The following is a 15778-nucleotide window of genomic DNA, read 5'->3' as shown; positions in this document are numbered from 1 at the left end:
AGTACGTGATTGATAATCGGTGTTGGTTACCGGGTTCCGGTGGTGCGCTTACTCGCCGCCGTCGGTGGCCAGTTCAAGCTCCGCCAGCAGTTTTTCCCGGGCGCTGTCGTTGTCCAGCAGTTCCTGCAGCTTGGAGCGGAAGGCCGGTACGTTACCCAGTGGGCCCTTGAGGGCAACCAGGGCTTCGCGCAGTTCGATCAGCTTTTTCAGCTCGGGCACCTGGCGGGCGATGCTGTCCGGAGAAAAGTCGTCCAGGCCCTGGAAGTCCAGGTTCACCGGCAGGTCGTCGGCATTGTCTTCGAGCTTGTTGGAAACGGTGGTGGAGAGGGTCAGGCCCGCTTCCTTCATGACCGAACGGAAGTTGTTCTTGTCAACGGAAATGGCCTTGCGGTCTTCGATGGGGGTTTCTTCAGCATGGCCCTTGAAATCGCCAACCACGAACATTTTCAGCGGCAGCTCGGTTTCAGCCTGCTGGTCGCCGGTGGCGGGGACATACTTGATATTGATGCGCTCTTTAGGCGCGACAGAACCGTCTTTGGCAGACATGGCGTGCTCCCTGTGCAATTCATTTGCAGTGTCGTTCAATCCCTGAAGCCGGCCATCCTGGCAGGCAACGGCGCAAACTGTACACAGATGATCCGCTGTTCTCAAGCAGGCGCTGGCGAGAAATGACCTGAAATGTGCAGTCGGGCAAACTTTTGCCAGATTGCCCTGCCGCCCGCCATAACGCGCTTTCAGTCAATGACGGCGATTCACACCAGGGCTATACTCGGCCCACCCTCAGAGGAAAAAACCATTAAAACCAAGGAGCCAGACCATGAGTGACCTGAAAGCGAAATTCGATGACGCGGTAAACTACATCCAGTCCGCCGAAGGCGACTTCAAACCCTCCAACGAACTGAAGCTGGAGTTCTACGCCCTGTACAAGCAAGCCACCGAAGGCGATGTTTCCGGCAAGCGCCCGGGCATGATGGACTTTGTTGGCCGTGCCAAGTACGACGCCTGGGAAAAGGTCAAAGGCACCTCCAGCGACGAAGCCATGCAGAAGTATATCGACAAGCTGGAAGCCCTGAAGTAACCGAGGCGAGCCCTGGGCCCGGAGCGCCCTGCTCCGGGCAGACAGCCCCTCGCCCGGTGGCTGCAGGTCTTTTTTGCACCATTCAAACGTTTGTCATATGATGCGCGCACCATAACAACAACAAGCTTTCCGGAAGAGTGCGTAACATGAATATTACCCAGGCGCTGGAGCAGTCACGGCCCGGCATGGTCGACGAAGTTCAGGCGGCCATTCGCAAACACCAGCTCAATCAACGTGCCGAACAAACCTACCTGCACTGGATCAGCCGCTTTGTGCTGTTTCACGATCTGACCGACCCCGACAACCTTGCCGAAGAAGAGCAAAGGCAGTTTCTGGCGTATCTGAGTGACAAGATGCAGTTGTCCCGGGCCCGGCTGAACCAGGCTACCCAGGCACTGACATTTTTCTACCGGGATGTGCTGGGCAAACCGGTGGCGCTGGAATCGGCGGCCTGACGGCTACCGGCGCTCGGTCATGTTGAGATTGAAGGTGTCGTAGGTGCGGTTCTCCGGTGGCCGGATCACATAGTTGTTGCTGTGGGTCTGGCCGGGAATCACCTTCGGATTGCTGAAACGGATATCCACGGGAATTTCCGAGCGGCCCAGGTCAGTCCGGTCGTCCCTGGGCTGAAACGCCAGCGGGTCCAGGTAGAAGTCATCATCTTTTCCTGCCTGCACCGGCACACCGGCTGCCGGCGCCTCCAGGCCACCCTCGATCACCGTGTTCGCCAGGGCTTCCTCTTCGATGGCCCGGAACGGGATGGTGTCAATGGTTGAACGCTGCTCAGGTTCGAAAGCAGACTCCGCACTCTGCGCCTGCACCACAGCCGGCACCAGCACCGTAATAGCCAGCACCGTAATAGCCAGCACCATACCCGCCACAAGGGGCGGCCTTAGCCACGGTTGCTCTGTGCTCTGTCTGTTGCTGCTCATGGTATCTTCCTGAATCCTGGCTATCCGGTGCGGCACATCACTGATGACGCCCTGCGCACACTTAGTCTGTTCAGTTTATCGCCAACCCTGGGAGTTTTCCGGCAAGACTGGTCAAAGTGTGACCACCTTCACGTGTCCCTGCAGGCCATTCAGCAGTTGACCCGGATCCGCCCCGGCGATATGAATGGGCAAACTCTTTCACCTGACCTTTGAAGGCCTTATGGATACCAACGTTATTACCCCGGAAGGCTATGCCGAATTGCAGCAGGAACTGGACGACCTGTGGCGCAAGGAACGCCCGGAAGTGACCAGGAAGGTACAGTGGGCGGCCAGCCTGGGCGATCGTTCAGAGAACGCGGATTACCAGTACAACAAGAAGCGATTACGCGAAATCGACCGGCGGGTGCGATTCCTGAGAAACCGGCTGTCGAAACTGCGGGTGGTGGAGTACAGCCCGGTGCAGGAGGGCAAGGCCTTCTTTGGCGCCTGGGTAACCCTGGTTGACGAGGACGACAACGAACTCACCTTCCGGATTGTCGGACCGGACGAGATCTACGGCAAAAACAACTACGTCTCGGTGCATGCGCCGGTGGTCAAAGCCTGCCTCGGCAAAAGCGAAGGCGACGAAATCAGGGTGAGAACCCCGGAGTCGACCAAGCTGTGGGAAATCGATCGAATCTGTTACCAGCAGCCATAAAAAAACCCCGCGGGTAACGGGGTTAAGGCTAGCGCTGTGCTGGAGGGGGAGGCAGGCAACGGGTCACCCGCCTCCGCATCTACAGTACCCATTATCCTCACCTCTCATTACCTGCCTGTGGCCACGGAATTACCTTTTGGCAAGACATCACGCCCTTGGCTCCGGCCGGAAATTAGGTTGAACACTCTAGCGCCCGCCATTAGTTTGCAGGTAATTGATCCGATTTCCCTGTTAACGGAGACACACCGATGAATACCAAGAAGCTGCTGAACCTGGCACTGGAAGGCATTGATACCCTGGGCTTCCGCCTGGACGACATGGGCATTACCAGCAAGCTCAACCGGCACAATATTGCCGCCTTTGTGATGGCAGAACAGAAGCACCTGGAAGGGGAATGGGACAGCCTGCAGGCCAGGGTTGACCGTCGTCGCGCCCAGTTTGACCAGCTGGTACAGACCGTCGAAAGCCGGGCCGAGATCGTTATCGGGCCGGTACTCAGCCGGGTAAACCGGTTCCGCGCGAGCCAGTAAGCAGTCAGGCTTTGCCGGGTTCCGCCGTTGACGTTCGTTCATCAGCGGAATCCGCTGCAGGCTCCACCGAGGTAGCCTTGATCCGCTTTCGCACGCCGGTGAAGGCCGGCATGTGCACACTGACCGTAAGCCCCGGCGGCTCCTCGCCCGGATGGGTGTCGCTGAGCAGAATCTGGCCCTGGTGGATCTCGGCCACCGCACTGACCAGGCTCAGCCCCAAACCATTACCCGGCAATGACCGGCTCTTGCCGACCCGGTAGAAACGCTGGAACACCTGGTCTTTCTCGTCGCCCGGAATGCCGATACCGGAATCCCGCACTTCAAACACCGCCGCAGCACCTTCCCGCCGCACCGCCACCACGATACCGCCATGCTCGGGAGTGTACTTGATGGCGTTATCAATCAGGTTGCTGACCATCTGGAACAACAGGTCGCGATCACCTTCAATCATCACCCCGGAGGCCATCTCCTGGGTAAAGGTCTGCTCCTTGTCTTCCGCCAGGGCTTCATAAAGCTCGCAGGCATCACTGACCAGCTCATCCAGCGACACCACCTTCATATCGGCGGAATTACCCCGGGTTTCCAGCCGGGCAATCCGCAGCAGGGCGTTGAAAGTCGCCAGCAGTTGATCGGCTTCCGCAACCGCCCGGCCTACCTGTTCACGGGCCTCGTCGTTATCCACAGCAATCAGGGTGTTTTCCAGCTGGTTACGCAGGCGGGTCAGCGGGGTGCGAAGGTCGTGGGCGATGCTGTCCGATACATGCCGGATACCTTCCATCAGGTAAACAATCCGGTCGAGCATCTGGTTCAGGTTTTCGGCCAGCTGGTCAAAGTCGTCTTCGGTACCCCGGGTGGGTATCCGCAACGACAAGTGCCCGTTCATGATCCGTCGCGAGGTGTTGTTGATTACTTCAATGCGCCGCGTGGTACTTCGGCTCATCAGAAAACCACCCAGCAGGGCCAGGGCCAGGGTGATACCCATGCCCCAGTTGATGGCGGTCTCGATCACCCGTTTCAGGCTGGTCAGCTCATCCACATCCCGGCCGACCAGCAGGCGCAGGCCACCCTGGACATCAAAGATACGGGCGCGGGCCAGGCGTTCCGGCCCCTGCCAGCCCACGGTCGGGTTCAGGGTAAAGTTGATCCAGCCACTGTCGGAAGAACGACTGCCTTCCGGCCAGGTTTCAATATTTCCGGCCAGTTTCAGGAAGTCATCGGTGGTCAGCAGGTAGATGGACTTGGCGTTCGGATCCCGGGCGACACGCTCACGGATGATGGTAATGAGCCCGGTCACGCCACGCCCGCGATACTGTTCCGCCAGACCGGCGATTTCCGCCTCGATGGTCTCGTCGGTCTGGGCGGTCATAAAGCCGGCAGTGCGCCAGTAAATGAATGCCAGGAGCAGGAATACAGAGGTGGCAAACACCACCATATAAAGCAGTGCCAGTTGGAACGATGACGTTCTGAGCTGACTAAGCAGTTTCACGCAGCATGTATCCCGCACCCCGAACTGTCTGCAGCAAGGGTGTGTCGAATTCCTTGTCGATCTTGGCGCGCAGACGGCTGATGTGCACGTCGATTACGTTGGTCTGGGGGTCAAAGTGATAGTCCCAGACTTTTTCCAGCAACATGGTCCGGGTAACCACCTGGCCCGCGTTGCGCATCAGATATTCCAGCAAGCGGAATTCCCGGGGCTGGACATCGATATTATGGCCGGCGCGCTTCACGGTACGGGCCAACAGGTCCATTTCCAGGTCTGCTACCTTCAGCACAGTTTCGGTTTCAGCCGCCTGCCGGTTACGGCGGATCAGCGACTCGATCCGGGCCAACAGTTCAGTGAACGAGAACGGCTTGGTGAGGTAATCATCGCCCCCGCCACGCAGGCCTTCCACCCGGTCGTCCACATCACCCAGGGCACTGAGAATCAACACCGGGGTCTGGTTGCCGGTGGCCCGAACGGTCTTGATGATCGACAGCCCGTCCATACCTGGCAGCATGCGGTCGACAATCATGATGTCGTATTCTTCACTGGCCGCCATCATCATGCCTTCCTTGCCGTCGGCCGCATGATCCACCACGAAGTCAGACTCCTTCAGCCCCTTCACCAGGTAACTTGCTACATCCTGATCGTCTTCGATTACCAGCGCTTTCACCGGTGACTCCTCCTGATAGCGGATTTGGTTGCTTACAAGGTTACGAATAACACCGGAACCCGGCCAGTTACGATCTTGTAAGAGGGTGTCGCCTATGACGACGGTCAACAACCGGGCCGGAACCAGCCCAGAGACGCCTCGGTAGTACCTGAGGGCCGGTACTCGGCACTGACCCAGCCAGCGTAGCCCATCCTGTCGAGGGCAGCGAAAACATTCGAAAAGTTAATCTCGCCGGTACCGGGCTCGTTCCGCCCCGGATTATCGGCAAACTGAATATGGGCAATCCAGGGCAGCAGGCACTCCATGGAGCGAACCAGATCTCCCTCCATGACCTGCATGTGGTAGATGTCGTATTGCAGGCGCACGTTATCGGCATCCACCGCTTCAATCAGCTCCATCACCTTGCCGGTGGTATCCAGCAGGAAGCCGGGCATATCCACCCGGGAATTGATCGCCTCCAGGCACAGTGTCAGCCCCGCCTCGGCAAAGCGGTCCGCCGCATACTGAACATTTGCAACCAGCGTGCTCCAGGCCTCCTCCTCTGAAAGCTCCGCCGGCTTGAGCCCGGCCAGGCAATTGAGCCGGGTGTTACCCAGCACCCTGGCATAGGCAATGCCCTGCTCCACCCCGGCCCGGAACTCCTCAACGCGATCCGGCAAACAGGCAATTCCCCGCTCCCCCGCCTGCCAGTCCCCCGGCGGCAGGTTGAACAGCACCTGGGTCAGCCCGCTAGCCTGCAACCGCTGCGCCAGCTCCTCCGCCGGCCACTCGTAGGGAAACAGGTACTCCACCGCCCTGAAACCCGAAGCTGCAGCACGCTCAAAACGCTCGAGAAACGGCACCTCGGTAAACAACATGGACAAATTCGCGGCAAAACGTGGCATCAGCGCCTCCTCAGTCTTTTGGCCCACGGCCCAGCGAGCCCAGCAAGGCCCCGTTCAGATGCTCCAGCTCCAGCAACAAACCGCTGTGGTCCACGTCGCTGTGGCCATTGGCCACCAGCGACAAATATTCGTTGTGAGTCTGCTGCGCCAACGGCAACGTCAGCCCCTCGGCCCGCGCCTCGTCCAGAATCATCCGCATATCCTTCAACTGAATCCGCGCCGGCGCCCCGGGGGCAAAGTCCCGGTCAATCATCCGCTGCCCGTGCAACTCCAGAATCCGGCTACCGGCAAAGCCACCCAGCAACGCCTCCCGCACCGCCGCAGGATCCGCGCCACCCTTAGTCGCCAGCAACAAAGCTTCAGACACCGCACCAATGGTAATCCCCACAATCGCCTGATTCGCCAGCTTCGCCAACTGCCCGGCCCCCACCGGCCCGATCCGGGTACACTTGCCCAACGCCCCGAACACCGGCAACGCCCGCTCAACATCCGCCTCCGACCCCCCGGCCATAATACTCAACCGAGCCTCCGCAGCCCCCACCGTACCCCCGGAAACCGGCGCATCCACAAACCCGGCCCCACGCTCGCCAACCAGCCCCGCCAACTCACGGGCCAGCGACGGCTGCACCGAACTCATATCAACCACCAGCGCCCCCGCCTTCAACGCCCCGATCGCGCCCTGATGCACCAGCACATCCTCAACCACCTGCCCGTTCTCCAGCATAGTGATCACCAAATCCGCGTCCGCCACCGCCTCGGCCGGCGTCGCCGCAATCGTAGCCTCCTCCCGGAATGGCTCACACTTGCTGGCTGTCCGGTTCCACAGGGTCATCGGAAAGCCTGCATCCAGCAGGTTACGGGTCATCGGCGCGCCCATCAGGCCAATACCGAGAAAGGCAATTCGAAGGTTCTTTTGAGTCATCTTTGTTCTTCCTACACGCACGGAGATTGACGAAGCGCTTGGGAGGGCCTTTCCAAAAATTTGCGGAGCCATGGATGGCGGAGCAGAAGCGCCACAGGGGTGTGCCGCAAGGAGCGGTTTTTGGAAAGGCCCTCCCAAGCGCTTCCGCCCCCAATTCTCAGGTAACTGTCAGTGGACGGATTATACAAACAAAAACGCCACCAACCGCGAACGGTGGTGGCGTTTTCAAACCCCAAGGGCCAATGATCAGCTTCAGGCAACCTCGGCCATCTGCAACTTGATCTTCTTCATCGCATTCTTCTCAAGCTGCCGAATCCGCTCCGCAGACACACCATACTTGTCCGCCAGCTCATGCAACGTCGACTTGCTCTCGGTCAGCCAGCGCTCGCGAAGAATATCCTGGCTGCGCTCATCCAGGTTCTCCATCGCCTGCATCAACCGGCCGTTGGAGTCCTCTGACCAGTCGGCATTCTCCAGCTGCACCGCCGGATCACTGCGGCGATCTTCAAGATAATACGCCGGCGCCTGGTAGGCACTGTCTTCATCGTCATCCATCGGACCGTCGAACGCGGTATCCTGGGATGCCAGACGACCTTCCATCTCGCGCACCACCCTGGGCTCTACCCCCAGGTCCTTCGCGACCGCCTGAAGCTCATCGTGGTTCAGCCACGCCAGCTTCTTCTTCTGGCTGCGCAGATTGAAGAACAGCTTGCGCTGGGCCTTGGTGGTGGCCACCTTCACAATGCGCCAGTTGCGCAGAATGAACTCATGGATCTCTGCCTTGATCCAGTGCACCGCGAACGACACCAGCCGCACGCCATACTCCGGGTTGAAGCGCTTGACCGCCTTCATCAGGCCCACGTTACCTTCCTGGATCAGGTCAGCCTGAGCCAGGCCATAGCCTGAATAACTGCGGGCGATATGAATCACAAAGCGCAGGTGGGAGAGCACCAGATGACGGGCGGCTTCCACATCGCCATGGTAGTGAAGCCGTTCTGCCAGCTCTCGCTCCTCGTCCACTGAGAGAACCGGAATGCGACTCGCAGCCTGAATGTAAGACTCGAGATTCGCGCCCGGAACCAGTCTGTCAACCAGCTGTAAACTCGTACCCATGCAATAACCTCCGAACCTGACAGCCGTTAAATATAACAACTGAAACTTTGACCGCCAAGCACCTGATTAGTTCCCGAATTTCCCAGTAACACGTTAAAAATCATACATCTGGGAAATTCCTGAATGCCATTCCAGCGTCGATAACCGGTAACCAAGCTACGCTGGAACAAGCTGTATTTTCAATACGGTTTTCCCGTTATCCGGACCACCCTCCGGCAATATCGCCCGGCTCTATGTCATCCAGATGACGCTTCACTGCCACCCAGGCGCCAAGCCAGCCTAACACCATGGCTGTGATAATCAATGCCAGGGCGCCATCAAAGCCCGGGCCGTGAATCACAAACTCGCTCTGGTAAAGGCTCGCCAGCCGCTCGATGGGGCCGTTCAGCCACCATAGCGAAACCTGGATCAACACCCAGGCGACCACGCCGCCGCCTAAGCCGAACCAGGCGCCGGTATAAAGAAAGGGCCGGCGTACGAAGGCATCGGTGCCTCCCACCAGCTTGGCCACGAGGATTTCATCCCGACGGTTCTCGATAGAAAGCCGCACCGTGTTACCGATCACCAGGATCACCGCCGCACCCAGCAACAGCGCCAACGCCCAGACCGCCCTCGCCAGGATATCGGTAATGGCATTGAGCCGTTGCAGCCAGCCCAGATCTACCTGGACCCGCTCGACGGCATCCATACCTTCCATAAAGGTCACCAGGGCCTGCACGCCGTCGGCAGAGCGGGCATTGTCTTCCGGCGTTACCAGCAGGGTGTGGGGCAACGGGTTGTCGTCCAGGAAATCCAGGGCATCATCCAGCCCGGACGACACCCGGAATTCAGCCAGGGCCTGGTCCCGGTCTACCAGCTCTACCGACAACACCCGTCCATCACCATCAATCTCGGAAGCCAGCTCCCGGGCCTGCTCCACCGGCACATCCAGTGACAGGTAGGCAGTAATCCGGGCACTGTTTTCCCAGCCGGCACTCACGCCCTGCAAACTACCCAGCAACAGCAACAGCGCCACCGGCAAAGCCAGGGCCACACCCATCACCATCCAGGTCATCATGCTGGCCACCGGACTGCGCCACAGCCGCCGGGCGGAATCTTTCGCCACCTTGCGGTGATGGTCCAGATAACTCCGGGCCTGGTTCGATGCCGGTGAGCGGCCGCGGTTGGCGCCCCGGCGCTTATCGGGCTTCTGGCGTGAGTCAGTAACCACTTACACCTCCGCTCAGGGGTGCATCTGAGCCGACAATCATCCGGCCATGGTCCAGGGTCAGCCGGCGCTTGTTCATCTGGTCGATCAGGGCAATATCGTGGGTGGCAATCAGCACAGTAACGCCCACCTGACTGAACTCGGTGAACAGGTGCATGATGTCTGCCGACAGCTCCGGGTCCAGGTTACCGGTGGGCTCATCCGCCAGCAGCACCGGCGGCTTGTTCACCACGGCACGGGCAATGCCCACCCGTTGCTGTTCACCGCCCGACAGCTGCATAGGGTTCATCTTTTCCTTGTTCAGCAGGCCTACCTTGTCCAGGGCCGCCCGCACCCGCCGGCCGATGTCATCCGGCGACGCACCCATCACTTCCAGTGGCATGGCTACGTTGTCGAACACCGTGCGATCAAACAGCAGCTGGTGGTTCTGGAACACCACGCCAATGTGCCGGCGAATGTAGGGAATCTGCCGCCGGGGCAGGCTGTTGAGCTTCTGGCCGCCCACGATCACCTCACCGGCGGTGGGACGCTCCATCACCATGATCAGCTTCAGCAAGGTACTCTTGCCGGCACCGGAGTGGCCGGTCAGAAAGGCCAGCTCGCCCCGGTCCAGGTGGAAATTCACCTGGCGCAGGGCAGTGTGGTCGCTGTCATAGCGCTTGGTTACCTGACGAAACTCGATCATCGGGGGCTTGGGCTCCGTGGCCGGTACTTCAGTCGTCGAACAGGGCGTCTACAAAGGTTTCTGCATCAAAGCTGCGCAGGTCTTCCGCCTGCTCGCCGACACCGATAAACCGGATAGGCAGCTGCAACTGGCGGGCAATGGCGAAAACGATACCACCCTTCGCCGTGCCGTCGAGCTTGGTCAGAGTAATACCAGACACGCCCACCGCCTGCTGGAACACCTGGGCCTGGCTCAGGGCATTCTGGCCGGTGCCGGCATCCAGCACCAGCATCACTTCGTGGGGCGCGGAATCGTCCAGTTTTTTCATTACCCGGACCACCTTCTCCAGCTCGTGCATCAGGTTGTCCTTGTTCTGCAACCGGCCGGCGGTGTCGGCAATCACGATATCGGTACCCCGGGACTGGGCAGACTGGATGGCATCGAAAATCACCGAGGCACTGTCGGCACCCGTGTGCTGGGCAATAACCGGCACATTGTTGCGCTCGCCCCATACCTGCAGCTGCTCCACCGCCGCGGCCCGGAAGGTGTCGCCAGCCGCCAGCATCACCGACTTACCTTCCGCCTGGAATTTCTTGGTGAGTTTGCCGATGGTGGTGGTCTTGCCAACACCGTTCACGCCCACCATCAGGATCACGTAGGGCTGTTTGCCGGTATCGATTTCCAGCGGCCTGGTCACATCCTTGAGCAGGCCATGAAGCTCTTCCCTCAGGGCCTTGCGCAGGGCTTCGCCGTCTTTCAGCTGGTTGCGTTCCAGCTTGTCGGTCAGGGATTCGATGATTTCCGACGTTGCCGTTACCCCCACATCCGCCATCAGCAGGGTGGTTTCGATTTCCTCCAGCAGGTCTTCATCGATCTTCTTGCCAACGGTGAACAGATCCGCCAGGCCGCCGGTCAGGCTGGCGCGGGTCTTGCCCAGGCCCTTCTTGATGCGCTCGAAGACACTGAGCTGAGGCTCTGGCTCTGGCTCTGGCTCTGGCTCTGGCTCTGGCTCTGGCTCTGGCTCTGGCTCTGGCTCTGGCTCTGGAGCAGGCTCGACGGCCGGGGCAGCTTCTTCTACCGGTGCCGGCTCGGCAGGCACTTCGGGCGGTGCCTCCGGTGCGGCCTCAGCCACGGGAGCTTCCGGCGCTTGCTCAGGCTGTACTTCCGGTTCAGGTGCTTGCTCCGGGGCAACCGGTGCCGGGCCCTTGGCCACCTCCGGCTTGCGCTGGGGCACCTTCTCCGGGCGCGGGGCGCGCTTGCGGTTGCCGGCGATATCCAGCACAAAGAACAGGACAAGAAGGGCCAGGAGGCCGATTGAAATCCACTCTGCCGTCATAGTCTTACCATCTGTCTGAAAATGGGCGGGCGAAAAGAAAGCCGGTATTCTAGCAGACTGCCGGCACTAAGTGATGGGGGCTCCGATTATCCCCTGCTCCGGGCTTTCCGGTAACATATCGGCCCGAACCTGATCACCGTTTCACCCACCGGAGCAGCTCCATGGCCAAGCGCAGACCACCCCAACGCAAACCCGCCCCGGGCGCCGCCAGGGCCGGCGGACAGGGCGAGTTGCGCATTATCGGTGGCGACTGGCGCAGCCGAAAGCTCCGCTTTCCGGATGCCGGCGGCGTGCGCCCCAGCCCGGCCCGAACCCGCGAAACCCTGTTCAACTGGCTGAATTTCCACCTGGCCGGCAGCGATTGCCTGGACCTGTTCGCCGGCTCTGGCGCGCTGGGCCTGGAAGCCTTGTCCCGGGGTGCCGCAAAGGCAACCCTGGTGGACCATACCCCGGCACTGGCTACAGCCCTGCGAGATAACCTGCGGCTGTTGAAGTCCGAAAACGGCGAAGTGGTCTGCCAGGACGTGGAAGGTTACCTGCGCAGCCCGAACCGACCGCCGTTCAACATTATCTTCATGGACCCCCCCTTCCGGCAGGGCTGGCTGGCGCGACTGCTGCCACTGATCGCCAATGGCCCCTGGGTGAAACCAGGTAGCTGGGTGTATGTAGAGCACGAAAGCGAACTGACCGGGCTATCGGTACCCGAAGGCTGGCAGTTGCACCGCCAGAAAACCGCCGGACAGGTAACCTATAACCTTTACCGGGTAGCGCCGGAAGCCGACCAGGACTAACTGGTCAGCTACAAAAAAGCCGGAAGGGGGGGAATCCCGTCCGGCTTTTTGCATCTGCGGCCAATCAGGCCGGGCGCAGTGAATAGGCCCGCAGGTGCGCCGCAAACTCTTCCAGGTAACGGATACCGCTGGTTTCCGCTTCCTTGCACCAGTCCATCAGCGCCTGCAGCTTGTCCTGGGGCTTAAGGCCCCGCTGGCGCCACAGGGCCTGGAGTTCGTGGCTCTTGTCGTAGATCAGCTTGAGCATTTCATGGCGTTCGAGCACCGAATCCAGCGTTTCTTTCTCTCGGGGATGGATCAGCGACACCTCCCGGGACAGCAAGCGCTTGAGCTTGCGGTAGCGGGGGCGGATTTCGTCGTCCATCAGGGACTTCTGCTGGCGCAGTACCGGCTCCATCACCCGCTTGCGATACTGGCGCATGATATCGAACCGGCTGTTGGTGATGGCCTGCACGGTTTCCACATCCATTTCCTGCTTGCCCGGCACATAGTGGGCAATGGGCCGGTAGCCCTTGGGCTTGGCCAGGCCGAACAGCTGGAACAGGCGGATGTAACCCCAGCCAATGTCGATCTCATACCAGCGACGGGACAACTTGGCGGAATTCGGATAGGTGTGGTGGTTGTTGTGCAGTTCTTCACCGCCAATCAGGATCCCCCAGGGGGAGATATTGCGGGCGTTGTCGGCACACTCGAAGTTGCGGTAACCCATGTAGTGGCCGATACCGTTAACCACTCCGGCGGCCCAGAGCGGAATCCACATCATCTGCACGGCCCAGATCCAGATACCATTAACCCCGAACAGCAGCAGGTTGATCACCGCCAGCAGGGCAATGCCACCCATTTTATAGGGAGTGTAGACCTTGCGTTCGATCCAGTCTTCCGGGGTACGCTGGCCGTAACGTTCCAGGTTTTCCGGGGTTGCCGACTGGGCGTAGAGCTCCGCACCTTCAAACAGAACCTTGCGAATACCCAGAACCACCGGGCTGTGAGGGTCTTCCTCGGTCTCGCACTTGGCGTGGTGCTTGCGATGGATGGCAGTCCATTCCTTGGTATTCTGGGCAGTGGTCAGCCACAGCCAGAAACGGAAAAAATGCTTGAGCACCGGATGCAGGTCCAGCGCATTGTGGGCCGAGTGGCGGTGCAGATACAGGGTTACACTGACGATGGTGATGTGCGTCATCACCAGGGTAACAGCGATCAGCTGCCACGCGGAGAGGTCCAGGAGACCGTTAAACCACATAAAATATCCTCAAAAATCAATCAACTTCGACAAGGCGATACTGCGGAGGTTTTCGCTGGTACTCGAAGGGGAAGTTACCTCGTCACTTTAGCGTACACTTGTACGCAACAACAACCGGGTTTGGCGCCATTTTTGTTACTGATTACACTTGGCGGTCGAGAAACCTGTTATCCGCGGAGGCCCCGTGCCTGAGTTACCGGAAGTTGAAACCACCCGCCAGGGCATTGCACCCCATTGTGAAGGCCAGACTGTGACCGGGGTATTAATCCGCAACCCCAGCCTGCGCTGGCCTGTACCGGATGACCTGCCCGAGAAACTGCTGAACCAGGTTATCCGGGCAGTGGACCGCCAGGCCAAGTACCTGTTCCTGCACCTGGATGCCGGCACCGTGATTGTCCACCTGGGTATGTCCGGCAGCCTGCGGGTGATTACCGACGACAGCCCCGCTGCCACCCACGACCACGTGGAGATTGCCCTGGGCAACGGCCGCACCCTGCGCTTCAACGACCCCCGCCGCTTCGGCTGCTGGCTCTGGGCCGATGACTGCTCCGAACACCCGCTGATCCGGGACCTGGGGCCGGAGCCGCTGTCAGATACATTCAACGGACCCTGGTTGTTCCGGCTGTCCCGGGGCAAGCAAACGCCCATCAAGTCTTTCATTATGGACAACCACATTGTGGTCGGCGTGGGCAATATCTACGCCAATGAAGCCCTGTTCAAAGCCGGCATCCACCCGAAACGGAAAGCCGGCCGTATCTCCCTGGACCGCTACCACAAACTGGCTGAAGCCATTCGTGAAACCCTGAGCGCAGCCATTCTGATGGGCGGCACCACCCTGCGCGACTTCGTGAACAGCGACGGCAAACCGGGCTACTTTGCCCAGTCCCTGCTGGTGTACGGTCGCGGCGGCAACCCCTGCCCCGAGTGTGCCACCACCCTGAAAGAGATCCGCATGAACAACCGCAGCACCGTCTATTGCCCCCGCTGCCAGCGCTAGATAACCGCCACAGTTGCCAACCGGATATTGAAAAATCGTTTGAAATTGGGGCAATATGATTCATAGTTAACAGAGTATTAACAGGAGAGAATAACGATGACCCGCAAGATTTCCCGCGCCCTGATGGCCACGGTTGCAGCCTGTCTGCTCGCTTTTTCTTCTCTGGGCCATGCCAGGGCGATTGACGAAAGCCCGTCGGCGCTGGCCATGACCACCGACGCCGTGCTTCTGCGCCCGGTTCTGCTGGCCACCACCATCGTGGGCAGCGCGGTGTATCTGGTCTCTCTGCCGTTCTCTGCCCTGGGCGGTAATGCCGGTGAAGCTGGCGAAGTCCTGGTTGTCGGCCCGGCCAAGGCCACCTTTGTACGCTGCCTGGGCTGCTCCCGCAGTGGCCGCAAGGCGGAAACCGTGGAGCAGTCCGAAGACTGATCCCGGGCATTCGTCCGTAGAATCCCGGCTTGTCAGAGGCCGGAAACTGAGGCAGCCTGAAGCAAATTCTTCAGGCTGTTTTTGTTTATGGTGGATTGGTCAACCCTCGATACCGTGTTCCTGGATATGGACGGAACACTGCTGGATCTGCACTTCGACTCGCACTTCTGGCTCGAACACCTGCCCCGGCGCTATGCCGAACAGTACGACCTGCACCCGCAACAGGCCAAAGACCAGCTGCTGGCCATGATCATGGCCGAGCGCGGTTCCCTCAACTGGTATTGCACCGACTACTGGAGCGAACGGCTGTCGGTTGATATCAACCAGCTGAAATCGGAGGTCAGTGACCGCATCGGCTACCGTCCCCACGTGCCGGATTTTCTCGCCTCCCTGCGCAAGGCCGGCCTGCACTCGGTGATCGTTACCAACTGCCACCCGGATCCCCTGGCACTGAAACTCAGCCGCACCGGACTGGACCGCCACGTGGATGCCATCGTATCCAGCCATGAACTGGGCAAACCCAAGGAAGACCGGGCGTTCTGGAGCGACCTGGCCAGGCGGGTTCCCTACCGCCAGGAGCGCACCCTGATGGTGGACGACAGCTTCCCGGTACTGGAAAGTGCCCGGGATGCCGGTATCGGCCAGTGCCTCGCGATCCTGGCACCGGACAGCACCCAGGCCCCGGCGACCAGGCACCCGGAAATACCGGGCATCCGTCACTTCGACGAGGTCCTGCCAACGCTGCAAGCCCGCCCGCCACTGCCATCGCAATGACAGGCCGGTTATAATCCGCACAGTTATCCAT

The 15778-nt window shown here is 60.0% G+C and carries 19 protein-coding genes; 8 read left to right on the top strand and 11 right to left on the bottom strand.

Translation table 11 applies throughout. The features are described from left to right. Window positions 1–48 precede the first annotated feature (48 nt). Window positions 49–546, bottom strand: a complete 498-nt coding sequence (gene tssB / locus AC13DJ_RS12900) for a type VI secretion system contractile sheath small subunit (RefSeq protein ID WP_199456173.1) — start codon at window positions 544–546, stop codon at window positions 49–51. A gap of 271 nt (window positions 547–817) precedes the next feature. Here tssB and AC13DJ_RS12895 point away from each other — a divergent pair, with 271 nt between their 5' ends. Together AC13DJ_RS12895 and AC13DJ_RS12890 are read left to right on the top strand one after the other, a co-directional pair. Continuing rightward, the gene (locus AC13DJ_RS12895; RefSeq protein WP_022988595.1) at window positions 818–1078 is read left to right on the top strand and encodes an acyl-CoA-binding protein; all 261 of its coding nucleotides are present in this window, start codon (window positions 818–820) and stop codon (window positions 1076–1078) included. 146 nt (window positions 1079–1224) lie between these two features. Beyond that, window positions 1225–1533, top strand: coding sequence for a site-specific integrase (locus AC13DJ_RS12890; RefSeq protein WP_022988596.1), 309 nt, complete (start codon window positions 1225–1227; stop codon window positions 1531–1533). A 3-nt stretch (window positions 1534–1536) separates the two neighbouring features. On the opposite strand, the gene AC13DJ_RS12885 is transcribed toward AC13DJ_RS12890, so the two are convergent. After that, complete coding sequence (locus AC13DJ_RS12885) at window positions 1537–2010, bottom strand: hypothetical protein (protein WP_353890250.1); 474 nt, start codon at window positions 2008–2010, stop codon at window positions 1537–1539. 220 nt (window positions 2011–2230) lie between these two features. Here AC13DJ_RS12885 and greB point away from each other — a divergent pair, with 220 nt between their 5' ends. Both greB and AC13DJ_RS12875 read left to right on the top strand, forming a co-directional pair. Then, window positions 2231–2707: a transcription elongation factor GreB gene (gene greB / locus AC13DJ_RS12880; RefSeq protein ID WP_288370674.1), complete on the top strand. Its 477-nt coding sequence runs from the start codon at window positions 2231–2233 to the stop codon at window positions 2705–2707. 248 nt (window positions 2708–2955) lie between these two features. Beyond that, entirely contained in the window at window positions 2956–3237 is a 282-nt protein-coding gene (locus AC13DJ_RS12875; protein WP_482933278.1) for a hypothetical protein, read from the top strand. Window positions 3238–3241: 4 nt separating this feature from the next. Here AC13DJ_RS12875 and AC13DJ_RS12870 read toward each other — a convergent pair whose 3' ends face one another. The 8 genes from AC13DJ_RS12870 to ftsY form a co-directional block, all read right to left on the bottom strand. Beyond that, entirely contained in the window at window positions 3242–4723 is a 1482-nt protein-coding gene (locus tag AC13DJ_RS12870) for a HAMP domain-containing sensor histidine kinase (RefSeq protein ID WP_482933277.1), read from the bottom strand. Beyond that, window positions 4710–5390, bottom strand: a complete 681-nt coding sequence (locus tag AC13DJ_RS12865; RefSeq protein ID WP_022988601.1) for a winged helix-turn-helix domain-containing protein — start codon at window positions 5388–5390, stop codon at window positions 4710–4712. Before AC13DJ_RS12865 ends, AC13DJ_RS12870 begins: the two co-directional genes overlap by 14 nt. A gap of 104 nt (window positions 5391–5494) precedes the next feature. Further along, window positions 5495–6274 (bottom strand): hydroxypyruvate isomerase, encoded by a 780-nt coding sequence (hyi, locus tag AC13DJ_RS12860; RefSeq protein ID WP_482933276.1) that lies wholly within the window; start codon window positions 6272–6274, stop codon window positions 5495–5497. Window positions 6275–6284: 10 nt separating this feature from the next. Next, on the bottom strand, window positions 6285–7196 hold the full coding sequence (locus tag AC13DJ_RS12855; RefSeq protein ID WP_289102641.1) for an NAD(P)-dependent oxidoreductase: 912 nt from the start codon (window positions 7194–7196) through the stop codon (window positions 6285–6287). A gap of 252 nt (window positions 7197–7448) precedes the next feature. After that, window positions 7449–8309, bottom strand: coding sequence for an RNA polymerase sigma factor RpoH (rpoH, locus tag AC13DJ_RS12850; protein WP_058342077.1), 861 nt, complete (start codon window positions 8307–8309; stop codon window positions 7449–7451). A 196-nt stretch (window positions 8310–8505) separates the two neighbouring features. Continuing rightward, window positions 8506–9519, bottom strand: coding sequence for a permease-like cell division protein FtsX (ftsX, locus tag AC13DJ_RS12845; protein WP_482933275.1), 1014 nt, complete (start codon window positions 9517–9519; stop codon window positions 8506–8508). Beyond that, window positions 9509–10201: a cell division ATP-binding protein FtsE gene (gene ftsE, locus AC13DJ_RS12840; RefSeq protein WP_482933274.1), complete on the bottom strand. Its 693-nt coding sequence runs from the start codon at window positions 10199–10201 to the stop codon at window positions 9509–9511. The genes ftsX and ftsE overlap by 11 nt, the downstream gene beginning before the upstream one ends. Window positions 10202–10229: 28 nt before the next feature. Continuing rightward, the gene (ftsY, locus tag AC13DJ_RS12835; RefSeq protein WP_482933273.1) at window positions 10230–11516 is read right to left on the bottom strand and encodes a signal recognition particle-docking protein FtsY; all 1287 of its coding nucleotides are present in this window, start codon (window positions 11514–11516) and stop codon (window positions 10230–10232) included. Between the two features lie 161 nt (window positions 11517–11677). Here ftsY and rsmD point away from each other — a divergent pair, with 161 nt between their 5' ends. Beyond that, entirely contained in the window at window positions 11678–12307 is a 630-nt protein-coding gene (gene rsmD / locus AC13DJ_RS12830; RefSeq protein WP_482933272.1) for a 16S rRNA (guanine(966)-N(2))-methyltransferase RsmD, read from the top strand. Window positions 12308–12371: 64 nt separating this feature from the next. Here rsmD and AC13DJ_RS12825 read toward each other — a convergent pair whose 3' ends face one another. Next, window positions 12372–13547: a DesA family fatty acid desaturase gene (locus AC13DJ_RS12825; RefSeq protein ID WP_288373467.1), complete on the bottom strand. Its 1176-nt coding sequence runs from the start codon at window positions 13545–13547 to the stop codon at window positions 12372–12374. 184 nt (window positions 13548–13731) lie between these two features. On the opposite strand from AC13DJ_RS12825, the gene mutM reads away from it, so the two are divergent. The 3 genes from mutM (at window position 13732) to yrfG (ending at window position 15747) form a co-directional block, all read left to right on the top strand. Then, window positions 13732–14544, top strand: a complete 813-nt coding sequence (gene mutM / locus AC13DJ_RS12820) for a bifunctional DNA-formamidopyrimidine glycosylase/DNA-(apurinic or apyrimidinic site) lyase (protein ID WP_476129155.1) — start codon at window positions 13732–13734, stop codon at window positions 14542–14544. 96 nt (window positions 14545–14640) lie between these two features. Next, on the top strand, window positions 14641–14973 hold the full coding sequence (locus AC13DJ_RS12815; protein WP_476129153.1) for a hypothetical protein: 333 nt from the start codon (window positions 14641–14643) through the stop codon (window positions 14971–14973). Window positions 14974–15060: 87 nt separating this feature from the next. Continuing rightward, window positions 15061–15747 (top strand): GMP/IMP nucleotidase, encoded by a 687-nt coding sequence (yrfG, locus tag AC13DJ_RS12810; RefSeq protein WP_476129151.1) that lies wholly within the window; start codon window positions 15061–15063, stop codon window positions 15745–15747. The last annotated feature ends 31 nt before the right edge of the window (window positions 15748–15778 follow it).

Source organism: Marinobacter sp. L-46 (genome assembly GCF_056859535.1).
The sequence above is the reverse complement of the archived record's forward strand: the minus strand, read 5'-3'. Positions and strand labels throughout refer to the sequence as shown.